The sequence below is a fragment of the Bradyrhizobium sp. SZCCT0231 genome (assembly GCF_018130245.1).
In the GTDB taxonomy this organism is placed as follows: domain Bacteria; phylum Pseudomonadota; class Alphaproteobacteria; order Rhizobiales; family Xanthobacteraceae; genus Bradyrhizobium; species Bradyrhizobium japonicum_F.
Genome location: NZ_JAFCKP010000004.1, coordinates 159,381 through 171,409, shown reverse-complemented (window position 1 = coordinate 171,409; position 12,029 = coordinate 159,381). Strand labels below are relative to the sequence as shown.

At 65.8% G+C, this 12,029-nt stretch carries 9 protein-coding genes; 2 read left to right on the top strand and 7 right to left on the bottom strand.

Translation table 11 applies throughout. The features are described from left to right. Positions 1–307: 307 nt before the first annotated feature. From JQ566_RS13770 to rpsT, 6 genes are all read right to left on the bottom strand, one after another. On the bottom strand, positions 308–2,473 hold the full coding sequence (locus tag JQ566_RS13770) for a hypothetical protein (protein WP_212372767.1): 2,166 nt from the start codon (positions 2,471–2,473) through the stop codon (positions 308–310). A gap of 140 nt (positions 2,474–2,613) precedes the next feature. Further along, complete coding sequence (locus JQ566_RS13765; protein ID WP_212372766.1) at positions 2,614–3,357, bottom strand: hypothetical protein; 744 nt, start codon at positions 3,355–3,357, stop codon at positions 2,614–2,616. 120 nt (positions 3,358–3,477) lie between these two features. After that, positions 3,478–4,614, bottom strand: coding sequence for a DNA replication/repair protein RecF (gene recF, locus JQ566_RS13760; RefSeq protein WP_212372765.1), 1,137 nt, complete (start codon positions 4,612–4,614; stop codon positions 3,478–3,480). A 203-nt stretch (positions 4,615–4,817) separates the two neighbouring features. Beyond that, on the bottom strand, positions 4,818–5,936 hold the full coding sequence (gene dnaN, locus JQ566_RS13755) for a DNA polymerase III subunit beta (RefSeq protein WP_212372764.1): 1,119 nt from the start codon (positions 5,934–5,936) through the stop codon (positions 4,818–4,820). Between the two features lie 384 nt (positions 5,937–6,320). Continuing rightward, entirely contained in the window at positions 6,321–7,730 is a 1,410-nt protein-coding gene (gene dnaA, locus JQ566_RS13750) for a chromosomal replication initiator protein DnaA (RefSeq protein WP_212372763.1), read from the bottom strand. 1,274 nt (positions 7,731–9,004) lie between these two features. Then, positions 9,005–9,271, bottom strand: coding sequence for a 30S ribosomal protein S20 (rpsT, locus tag JQ566_RS13745; RefSeq protein WP_035704405.1), 267 nt, complete (start codon positions 9,269–9,271; stop codon positions 9,005–9,007). Between the two features lie 420 nt (positions 9,272–9,691). Here rpsT and JQ566_RS13740 point away from each other — a divergent pair, with 420 nt between their 5' ends. Beyond that, positions 9,692–10,009, top strand: a complete 318-nt coding sequence (locus JQ566_RS13740; protein WP_025033220.1) for a hypothetical protein — start codon at positions 9,692–9,694, stop codon at positions 10,007–10,009. Positions 10,010–10,328: 319 nt separating this feature from the next. After that, a complete protein-coding gene (locus JQ566_RS13735) occupies positions 10,329–11,066 on the top strand; it encodes a polysaccharide biosynthesis/export family protein (RefSeq protein WP_212372762.1) in 738 nt (245 codons plus the stop codon). Between the two features lie 137 nt (positions 11,067–11,203). On the opposite strand, the gene JQ566_RS13730 is transcribed toward JQ566_RS13735, so the two are convergent. Further along, entirely contained in the window at positions 11,204–11,875 is a 672-nt protein-coding gene (locus tag JQ566_RS13730) for a dienelactone hydrolase family protein (protein WP_212372761.1), read from the bottom strand. Positions 11,876–12,029 lie beyond the last annotated feature (154 nt).

Here is a 12,029-nt window from a genome sequence, read left to right as displayed (position 1 = left end):
AGCGGCGCAAAAGGCGCTGATTTGCGGGGCTATTTGTGCCACGAAAGACCGCTTGCGCCTAGCGCAAAGTATCTCCCGGCAACCCTTTGAGCAGATAGGGTTTTTTGACCAGTTTTCAAGGCTTTTGAAGGGCGATTTCGGGCGCTGCAAAAAGCGCGATTCGAGGGGCCGTTTGGGGCCTCGAAGGGTGTGGATTTTGCGGGGTCAGGAAGGGTGGTTCCGGGCACCTTAAGCTGTATTCATCGGTCGTCGTCATGCCTGGACAAGCCCGGCCATGACGATACCGCGAATCTGAAAGCGCCCAGCCTCAATACATCTGCAGCGGCAGCACGTCGCCGCTCGGGCCCACCAGAAGGCCCCAGGCCTCGCCGGCGGCAACGGTCAGGGACTCGCTACGCGCAGGCCGTCCGGGCAGGCGTAGCGAGTACTGGTACTTGCCGGGCGGCAGGTCGAGCATCGGGCCTTTCGGCGATTGCGGGCCGCCGGCGCCGGCCGCGATCTTCACGGTCTGATTGTTGATCGTGAGCGAGGCTTCCTTCGGGCCGATATTGCCGAGCATGAGCTTCGCCTGTCCTGCCTTCGGCATGATGTCGGCCTTGACCGCGGCCTCCGCATTCTTCTGCGCCAGATTGACCGTGGTCTCGCCCGTGGCGCGGCCGAGCTTGAGCACGGCGGGACCTTGCGGCGAGGTGAAGTCGATCTGCGCGCGTTCCGCGGACACGGCCGCGCCGTCGGTCTTTTCCTGCCAGCCGAGCTTGGACAGCTCCGCACGGTAGAAGGCGAGGACCTCGTCGAGCGAAGCGGGGATGCTGGCTTCCAGCTCGCGGCGCAATGGCGTCTCGCTGCCCGGCGTCTTTGTGGTGGCGAGCGATTTCGACGAACGCTGCGTCGGCACCGGCAGCTGGGATTCGGGATCGGGCTTGAGCGGCTCGGCGGATTTGGCCTGAACCTCCACCTCCGCGCCGGCCGCAGGCTTGGCCGCTTCCGTCACCAGGCCCGATCCGTCGGCGCGAACATTCACCTTCGGGCCCATCTGCATCACCGTCATCGAGATCGACTTGCCGCCTTTCGAGAACGCCATCACCGCCATGTTAGGCTGGTTGATGACGGAGGGTTGCTCCTTCCAGCCCGCACTCTTCAGTGTGGTGCGGTAGAACGCGCTGAGCGCCTTCACGCTCGAGGTGGACGAGAATTCGAGCCTGCCGTCGCCGCCTTCGAACGTCACGTCTTGTGCGGTCTCGGGCAGCGGCACCGGCGTCTTGCTGTCGGCGCGTGCATTGAGCGGCGCATCGGACAGGGAGGCGGCCTGCGTCTTGCGCCGGGCTTCATCGGCAGCAATGAGCTGCTGAGCCGCACCCAAGGCATCGCCGAGGAACCTCTCGTCGGCCTCCTTCTTCGCCTTGGCGCGGGCGGCGAGCGCCGATTCCTTCACCTGCGCGATCAGGCTGATCATGGTGAAATCATATTTGCGGCCGAGCCGCAGCACGCCGGTTTCCTCCGCCGAGGAAATCTTGATCGCGACCTCGTCGCCGGGTGCGAGCGGCGCGCTGCCATCCTCCTGCCAGCCGCGCGCGGCGAGCTCGCGATGATAGAAGGCGCGCACGGCAGGCAGCTCGGCCATCGCGGCGGCCGAGATCTCGCGCTTGTTGGAGCTTGCGCTGCCAAGGCTCCGCGCAGATTTGGTCGGCTTGGGCCGCGGCAGGCCGGCCATGTCATCGTCGGCCTCGAGCACCTCCGGCAGCGCGAACGGCGCCACCCGGATCTCGACATTGGTCCTTCCGTCGTCGCGGCGCGTCAGGGTCAGCATCGCCGGCTTCCGCTTGTAGAATTGCGTCGTGTCGCCGTCGGGATGGTCGTAGAAGACGCGCACGCCGTTCGGCACCGCCCCGCCGAGATCGGCGTTCGGCCAGCGCGCCGCCGTCTCGGGCGTGAGCTTGCGCCATCCCATCGCCGCCATCTCCTTGGCAAAGAACTCCGCGGTCGCATCGAGCGCGCCGGGCGCGATGCAGCCGAGATAGGGCCGGGTCTCGTCGAACACGAGCTCGGTCGCGCCGCCCGGAAACGGCACGTTGGAATAGATCCGGTTCGGCGTGTAGGAGACGGCGGACTGGTCGGGGCGCCCGCGCGCCTGCGTGAAGGAGATGCGCAGTCCCTGCCGCCCTTTCTTGAAAGTCAGCGCGGTGCTCTGCTCGTCCAGCGGATACACATAGGGCACCCAGCCGTCCGCGCTCAGCAGCTTCTTCGTAGCCTCCGACGTGGCGGCAACCGCGGTCGGCACGGTGTACGTCACGCGGTAGGTGTCCGGGCGCGAGGTGTCCTCCACCGCGCCATCCAGCCGCGGCAGGGTATGGACGTCGACGATGCCCTCGTCGGCTGCGCTCGCGGGACGTGGGGCAGGCGCCATTGCGAGCACGCCGCAGGCGAGCAGCAGCCATCTTGCCGGGGCTTGCGCCCCGCGCCGGATCATCGGCATCGTCGAAACTCCCGGATTTTGGCGCGTCGTCATGCCCGCGCAATTGCAGGCTGCGACACCATCGGCGCGGCCTCAGACGAGAAGTCGCGACAGGAACCGGCCAGGTTCAACAGGCGCGGTGGGCGAACAGCCGACAGGGCTCAATACAGCTGGAGCGGTGGCCACGCCTCTCCATCGCGCCCGACTGTGAGCTCCCAGGTATCGCCAGCTGCAACGGTGAGCATGTTCGTGGTGGCCGTGCGGCCCGGCACGCTCAGTCCGTAGGCGTATTTGCCGGGCACGAGGTCCAGCGCGACGGCATTTGCGCCGGCGGGGCGCGGGATCGTCCGCTCGTTGATCGCAAGCACGGCTTCGGTCTCGCCGATGTTGCTGAACACCAGCTTGGCCTGGCCGGGTTCGGGCAGGACGTTCGCCCGGGCCGCGACCTCCGAATTCTTCTGCACGAGCTGCACCGCGGTGCTGCCGTCCTTGCGGTCGAGCTCCAGCGCGGCCGGCCCGATCGGGGAGAGGAAGGCGAGGCGCGCGTGATCGGCGCCGACCACCGCGTCATCCTGCCGTTCCTGCCAACCGAGCTTCCGAAGCTCGGTACGATAGAACGCGAGGACGTCGCTGAGCGCTGCGGGCACGCGCGCTTCGAGCCTGGTCCGGAGCGGAGCTTCGATGCCGGGCATCACCGTGGTGTGGATCGCACGATGGCTGTAGCGGGTCGGTGCGGGCAGCTTGGCAGCGGGATCCAGCGTGAGCGCGGCCGAGAACAGCGGCGGCAGGGTAGACACGAAGGCGCCGGCGCTTGCCGCGAGCAGGCAGCTTGCGACGAGAGCAAGGCCGCACGCAATAAGTTGCCATCGTGCCGGAGCCTGCGCCCCACGCCCCGCCGTCGCCATGCTCACGCTCCAAGGATATCGCGAAGGATATCGCGCCAGTCTGAATCCTGCGCGAGGGCCGCTTCTTGCAGCCACAAGCAGCTAGTCGCGGCCGCAAACGGGCGGGTTCAATGCGCGAGGCTAGCGTCGGGCCGAGACTCGTCCGCTCTCGACGTCAAAGACTTCGCCGCCTGCGCCGATCTCGGCGAAGGCGGCAGGATCCGCGCCGGTCAGCCACACCTGCGCGCCGAGCTTCTTCAGCTCCTCGAACAGCGCCGCACGGCGGTTCGGATCGAGATGCGCGACCACCTCGTCGAGCAGCAGCAGCGGCACGATGCCGGTCATCTCGGCGACCAGCGTCGCATGCGCCAGCACGAGGCCGATCAGAAGCGCCTTCTGCTCGCCGGTGGAGGCATCGCGCGCCGGCATGCTCTTGGGCGCATAGACGACCTGCAGATCGGTGAGATGCGGGCCGTCGGTGGTGCGGCCGGCGATCGCATCGCGCGGGCGGTTGTCGCGCAGGATCTGGCGGTAGCGGTCCTCGACCGAGGTTGCGGTCTCCTGGAGCAGCGCGTTCTCCATCCAGCCGTCGAGCGCGATTTGCGCCGAGGGGAAGGCGGAGGCCTGCGCGCGCGCATTCAGCATGCCGGTCAGCCTTGCCGCGGTCTGGCCGCGCGTGGCCGCGACCGCGACCGCAAGCTCCGCCGTCTCGCGCTCGATCGCGTCGCACCAATGGTCGTCGTAATTGCGCGTCTCCAGCAGGCGATTGCGCGAACGCAAGGAGCGCTCGAGTGCGTTGATCCGGCTGGAATGCTCGCTGTCGATGGCGAGCACCAGGCGGTCGAAGAAGCGCCGTCGTTCGGACGCAGCCCCCATGAACAGCCCGTCCATGGCCGGCGTCAGCCACACCATGCGGATGTGGTCGCCGAAGGCGCTGGCCGAACCCACCGGCTCGCGGTCGATGCGGCAGCGCCGGCTGACTGCGCTGTCGGGGCGCGGCGCGTCGATGCCGGTGCCGAGCGTGGCGAGGCCCAGCGCGCCCTCGACCTGCGCCGACACCGCCCAGGAGCCGTCGCCCTGGTTGTCGGCGACATCCTCCAGCGTCGCGCGGCGCAGGCCGCGGCCCGGCGACAGGAACGAGATCGCCTCGATGCAATTGGTCTTGCCCGCCCCGTTCGGCCCGACCAGCGCCACCATGTCGGCCGTCGTCTCGAGCCCCGCCGCCCGATAATTGCGAAAATGCGTCAGCGTCAGGCGATGAATGCGGGAGGGGGTCATGGGCTATTCGTCATGGGCGCGCGCTCTCCCCTTTGCGGGAGCATGCCGTAGGGTGGGCAAAGGCGCGCTCTGTGTGCGCTGTGCCCACGTCTCGCCGCGATCCGTGCCGCTGCATGGTGGGCACACTTCCGCCTTCGCTCTTCGAGCTACGGCGCAAGCTTTGCCCACCCTACGTTTTCCTCGGGGGGCCGAGAGAGCGTCCCTCACACCCGCATCGGCATCAGCACGTACAGCGCGCTCTTGTCGTCGCGGTCTTGCACCAGGGTGGGCGAGCCGGGGTCGGCGAGGCGGAGCGTTGCGACGTCGCCTTCGATCTGGGCGGCGATGTCGAGCAAATAGCGCGAGTTGAAGCCGATATCGAGGGCATCGGCGGCGTATTCGACCTCGAGCTCTTCGGTCGCGCTGCCGGAATCCGGATTGGTCACCGACAGCACCAGCTTGCCCGCCGACAGCGACAGCTTCACCGCCCGCCCGCGCTCGCTCGAGATCGTCGAGACGCGGTCGACCGCGTTCTCGAAATCCTTCTTGTCGACGACGAGCTCCTTGTCGTTGCCTTGCGGAATCACGCGGCCATAGTCGGGGAAGGTGCCGTCGATCAGCTTCGAGGTCAGCACGACGTTCCCGATCGTGAAGCGGATCTTGGCCTGCGACAGCTCGATCGTCATCTCGGCGTCGGTGTCCTCGATCAGGCGCTGCACCTCGCCGACGGTCTTGCGCGGCACGATCACGCCGGGCATGCCCTCGGCGCCCTTGGGCAGCACCAGGTCGAGCTGGGCGAGGCGGTGGCCGTCGGTGGCGACGCCGCGCAGGGTCGCGGCCTTCGCCGTGCCGGCGGCGTGCAGGTAGATGCCGTTGAGGTAGTAGCGCGTCTCCTCCGTCGAGATCGCGAACTGAGTGCGGTCGATCAGCCGCTTGACGTCCTTGGCGGCGAGATTGAACGAATGCGACATGTCGCCGGCGGCCAGATCCGGAAAATCATTCTCCGGCAGCGTCTGCAGCGTGAAGCGGGAGCGGCCGGCGCGGATCGCCAGCACCGCGCGGTCGCCGTCGGCCTCCAGCACGATCTGCGAGCCGTCAGGCAGCTTGCGGACGATGTCGTAGAACATGTGCGCCGGCACGGTGGTGGAGCCCGCGGTCGCGGTTTCCGCCGGCAGCGTCTCCGTCACCTCGAGGTCGAGGTCGGTCGCCTTCAGTGACAATTTCGCGTTCTCGGCGCGGACCAGCACGTTGCCGAGGATCGGGATCGTGTTGCGGCGCTCGACCACGCGGTGGACGTGGCCCAGCGATTTCAGGAGTTGCGCGCGTTCGACCGTAACCTTCATTGCACTACTCGCCCGATCCCCAAGGAAAACTCAGCGTTGAGAAGGCCGGGCGGCGGGACGCGCGCCACGGCACCGAAGACCCCGACCAAGCCGGATCATCCAGCCGATATGACCAAAGCTGTCAGGGTCGCGCAAGGTGGCGCGGATGGCCCCCGGATTCAAGGGATTGGAGGCAGTTCCCCACGATTTACCGATGTTTCCGCGACGAGCTGAACGTCTCGCCGGGCATGGAGGTCTCCGCACGCGTCATGGCCGGGCTTTGTCCCGGCCATCCACGTCTTGGTCGGCCGTCCGAAGAACGTGGATGCCCGGGACAAGCCCGGGCATGACGGTCTCCGATGCGACTTGGGGGTGCGGTCACCCCCGCGCGAGAGAAATAGGCCTTTATTCCTGAAGCTGGCGCTTCAGCGACTCGACCTCTTCGGACAGCGCGGTGTCCTTGGAGACCAGCGCCTCGATCTTGCGCACCGCGTGCAGCACGGTGGTGTGGTCGCGCCCGCCGAAGCGGCGGCCGATCTCGGGCAGCGAGCGCAGGGTCAGCGTCTTGGCGAGGTACATCGCCACCTGGCGCGGGCGGACCACGTTGGCGGTGCGGCGCGAGGAGAGCAGGTCGGAGCGGCTGACATTATACTGCCGCGCCACCACGCGCTGGATGTCCTCGATCTTGATCCGCTTGGGCTCCTGCGGCCGCACCAGGTCGCGCACCTCGTGCTCGGCCATCTCCAGCGTCACCGGCCGGTTATTGAGCTTGGAATGCGCGAGCAGACGGTTGATCGCGCCCTCGAGGTCGCGGCCGTTATGGGTGATGGTGCGCGCCAGATAAAGCAGCACCTCCTCGGGCACCTCGAACGTCGCATGATGGGCGCGGGCCGCGGCGACCCGCGACTTGAGGATGCCGTGGCGCAGCTCCTCGCCGAGCGAGCCCATCTCGACCACGAGCCCGCCGGCGAGCCGCGAGCGCACGCGGTCATCGAGGCTTTCGAGATCGGACGGCGGACGGTCGGCCGCGATCACGACCTGGCGGCCGGCGTCGATCAGCGCGTTCAGCGTGTGACAGAACTCGGCCTGGGTCGACTTGCCCTGCAGGAACTGGAGATCGTCGATCACGAGCACGTCGATGCCGCGCAGCGCTTCCTTGAAGGCCAGCGCCGTCTGAGTCTTCAGCGCAGCGACGAAGCCGTACATGAATTTTTCCGCCGTGAGATACAGCACCTTGCGCTCGTTGCCGGAATTGCCGGCCCAGGTCACCGCCTGGAGCAGGTGCGTCTTGCCGAGGCCGACGCCGGCATGGATGTAGAGCGGGTTGAACATCACGGGGTCGCCGCGACGCCCTTCGGCGACCTGACGCGCGGCGGCATGCGCCAGCGTGTTGGAGCGGCCGACGACGAAGCTCGCGAAGGTCAGGCGCGGATCGAGCGGCGAGCCGCCGAGCGCGTCGTGATTGGCCGAGACCGGCGCGGTCGCGGTCGAGCGCAGCTCCGGCGTCGGCGTGCGTCGCGTCTCGATTGGCGCGGGGGCTTCCTTCGCCTGCACCACCGGGCGCACGGCCGAACGCACCGTGAGGTCGATGCGATGCACTTCCGGCATCTCGGCCTGCCAGCACGACAGCACGCGCTCGGCATAATGGGCCTGGATCCAGCTCTTCAGGAATCGCGTCGGCACCGACAGCCGCACGCTCTCGTCCTGCACGCCTTCGAGATCCATGCGTGCAAACCAGCTGGTGTAGACGTCCTCGCCGACGCTCGAGCGCAGCCGACCCTTCACGCGTGACCAGCGATCCTGTTCCATTGTCATAGTCAGAAAACTTCTCTTGAGAGATATAGTTGCGTTGTGAGCGCCATGCAGGGTTCCTGCCACGGTCCCTGAAGTGGCGCGACCTCGAGCGAGTCCATCGTCAGGCATGGCTCGACCATTCGGCGCGAACGCCGCAGGTCAGATCAGCGATGTCAGAGATGGAGGGGTCGCGAGGTCAGCGCGTACTCGGCGCTCCGTCACACGCGGGGGGCTGGAGATCCGACGGAGCTGGAACGGCATCGCTTGAATAGGAAACGTGCTTCAATACCGCGTTGAGTCCGTAAGACATGATACCTCCCCGTCCTGCCGTGATCGCCCACGACAAGGTCCTGCGTGTCCTGAAGACAACCGCGCCGTACTCCTGTCGCGGATGCCTGCCCAATGTACTGGTCGTCCGCTCGACTTCGCCACCTTGCGGCGCCGGGGTAGCGTTGCGATGTCTCTCATATGCGCTTGGCGCGAGCGGGAAGATCCCGCTTGGAGACATTCAGACAAAGAGCTACCATTCCCATATTGCTATGGGTTTTGAACCGACATCGCTTGTTGAAGCGTCGCCTACGTGCACACCGCCGCCGATTTGCACGCCCGCCCCGTTTCCTAAACCGCGCTGGTCTGAAGATCGTGGGCGCCGCTGACGACTTAAGGAATACACTAAGCGGAAAGACTCGCAACGAAATTGATTCACACTTGAGCCACCAAAAAACTTGACCTCGGTTAACGCCGCGCGCGACTTGTTCACAGGCTGCGAAGCAAGTTTTTGAATCCGTGCACAGAATCGAGAATGCCGTGCGTCATGTGACAATTCTCGGCCACCGCCAAAATTTTTTTACAAATTCGTCACGCGCTCGACGTGTGAGCGAATTTTCCAAATGCTTGTCGCTGCTATGTTGATAAGTGATTATTGAGTCATCGCTTTTCGAGACTCGTTTTGCAGGGTAACTCCACCGTGACACACATCCGGTGAATCTACGGAGTGCAGAACGCTCCTCGGCTGCCGATTCAATTCGAGCCCGCAGCACAGGGGTTTTTGCAACGCGGTGAAGTTTGCGCTGTTGCAGTACACCGTCCGGTAGAACTACGGGACGAAGAATAACGCAGACGATGCAAATCGTCCAAGCGAAGATCGAGCTTCGCGTGACTGCTTGCGTGAATATGACAGTCAACAAAAAAGCCCGGCGCGATGCCGGGCTGTTTGACGCACTGACCGGATCGACCGATCAGATGATGCTGCGAGATTTCTTCGCGCGATTTCTTCGCGAGATTACTTGGCAAGATTACTTGGCGAGCTTGGCGATCTGCGCGGTGAGGCGCGAGACTTTGCGGCTGGCGTTGTTCTTGTGAATGATGTTGCGCTGGGCGGCGCGCATCAAGGCGGGCTCGGCAGTCGCCAGTGCCTTCACGGCAGCGGCGCGATCGCCGGTCTTGATGGCTTCCTCGACGGTGCGCACGGCGCCGCGCATCTGGGTGCGGCGCGACTTGTTGACGGCGGTGCGGCGGGCGATCTTGCGCGTCGCTTTCTTGGCGGAAGTGGTGTTGGCCATGGTCTCAATGTCCTTTGCGGGTACCGGTCGCGTCTTGGTCGGGTAGCGCCGGCTTGCTTGACCGCGTAATCGACGCTCGGATTTAGGGTGTTCGGTTGCTGGGCCGTTCCCGGAACATGAGCGACGGCCTTGCGGCTGTCTCTGAGGCTCCAAAGCGTCTTCAAGCTCAAGGTGCCTGAAGCTCAAGGTGCCTGCAACTGCTCAAAGAACAGCGGCGGCAGGATTGCGCCCACCGCCAATTGGCGCCCTTATAGAGAGGGTCTTTGGCACCGTCAACGCTTTCGGAGCTGGAAATCCGACCCTCGGCGGCTTTGATGGGCGCCGTAACGCCCTGAAGAGGTTGAATTTCTGCCGTCGCCCGGCTATTGGCTGGCAACGTTCCAAGAGGTCGTCCGACCGGACGACCATCGTAGGTGAGGCATGATCCGCGGCTTTTTCCGACTGATTGGGCTGTTGCTGCTCGCCGGCGGGTTCATCTTCATGGTCTATGACGGCGCCCGCTGGGTGGCCGACCAGACCCTCAAATTCACCCGGTTCGGCCAGTTCTGGAATGACATCAATCAGGCCAGCCAGTCGGCCTTCCGCACCTGGGTCGAGGCCAAGGCGCCCTGGCTCTGGACCTCGGTGATCCGCCTGGTGCTGGAGCAGCCGGTCTTCGCCGTCCTCGGCATTCTCGGCATCCTCCTGATGATCCTGTTCCGCCCGCGCAAGCCCTTGATCGGCTATTCCCGGGATTGAGCCTGGAGCTGGCGGCCGCGTAACATGGCGTGTCCTGTCCGATCGGCCGTGCGTAAGTTCGCCGCGAACGAAGGTGTTGCTTACCCTCCCCTGGAGGGGGAGGGTCGGCGCACATTGAGCGAAGCGAGATGTGTGCCGGGGTGGGGTGATCTCTCCACTCGGGCAGTGCACCTTGCGGAGAGACTGTCACCCCACCCCGCTCGCGCTGCGCGCGATCGACCCTCCCCCTCCAGGGGAGGGTTGGAGCCCCCCCACTCAACGCTTTATTAACCATAACCGGTGCATCACTGGAGCCGTCTCGTTTCGAGGGATAGGTCCGGTGCCGGTTGCACGCGCGTTTCGATGGTCGAACTTGGCGTCCTTGGCAGCGTCCGCCGCGCTTGCCCTGGGTGGCTGCATGCAGACGACAGGTCCCGTCGCGGTAATGCAGCCCCGTCCCGATCTCGATGCGATGGCCTATGGCCAGCCCTATAGCGCGCCGCAACCGGTTGCCGTCGCCGACGGCGCCATCGGCGCGCTGCGCAATTCCTTTGCCGCCGCGCCCGCACCGATGCCGGTCGGCTACGCCGTGCCGATGGCGGCGCCGGTGCGCAATGGCGCCTCCTATCATCTCGACGCCGGCGACAGGCTTCGCGTCGTGGTCTACGGCCAGGAAGGTCTCACCAACAGCTATTCGATCGACGCCGGCGGCTCCATCACCATGCCGCTGATCGGCGCCGTGCCGGCCCGCGGCCGCACCACCGCGGGCCTTGCCGGCGAGATCGCCGCACGCCTGCGCAACGGCTACATCCGCGAGCCGTCGGTGGCGGTCGAGATCGAGACCTATCGCCCGTTCTTCATCCTCGGCGAGGTCCTCGCGCCCGGCCAATATCCTTACGTGCCGAACATGACGGTCGAGAGCGCGGTCGCGATCGCCGGCGGCTTCTCGCCGCGCGCCAAGCGCGACATGGTCACCGTCACGCACACCGAGAACGGCGGCGCCATGCGCGCCGTGGTGCCGCTCGGCACGCCCCTGGCGCCGGGCGACACCGTGTTCGTCGGCGAGCGCTGGTTCTAGGGTTTTCTCCCCTCGTCATTCCGGGGCGCGCGCAGCGCGAACCCGGAATCCATTTCTCCACCATCTCTGTGGCCCGATGGATTCCGGGCCTGCGCCTATCGGCGCATCCCGGAATGACGGTGGAGAGAGACGCGCCCTCATTTCAAATGCTTCGCGAAAAATGCCATGCTGCGCGGCCAGGCGATGTCGGCGCTGGCCTTGTCGTAGCTGGCGCGCTCGTCGCAATGGAAACCATGCTGGGCGCCCGGATAGACGAAGACTTCGACATCCGGCCGCTTCGACTTGACGGCTTCGACGTCGGCCAGCGGGATGCCGGCATCCTTCTCGCCGAAATGCAGCTGCGTCGGCACCTTCGGCGTCTCGTCGGCAAAGCGCACGACCGCGCCGCCGTAATAGCCGATCGCGGCCTTCAGGCCGGTCAATCGCGTCGCCGCGACGAAGGCGACGCTGCCGCCTAAGCAAAAGCCGATGATGCCCACGGGCCCGACGCTTCTGGCCGCGTCGATCGCCGCTTGCGTGTCGCGCAGCATCGCGGCCCAGTCCGGATTGGCCACGAATTTGCGTGCCTCCGCAATCTCGTCCGGCGAATAGCCCGACTGGAAGTTCGGCGACGTCCGGTCGAAGATCGACGGTGCAATCGCGACATAACCTTCCCCCGCAAGGCGGTCGCAGACAGAGCGGATGTGGTGATTGACCCCAAAAATCTCCTGGATCACCACCACCGCGCCTTTCGGCGTGCCCGCGGGATCAGCGCGATAGGCGCCGAGCTCGAAATTGTCGGAGGCCGTCAGCTTGATGTCCTGTCCCACGCGGGTTGTCCTTCTTGGTTGGTCTTCGATTGGGAATTCTGCTCGCTCCACAAACTCGTCATGCCCGGGCTTGTCCCGGGCATCCACGTCCTTCGTGCCGTACGAAAGATCGTGGATGGCCGGGACATAGGCGAGCGGAAGCGACGCCGTCCTT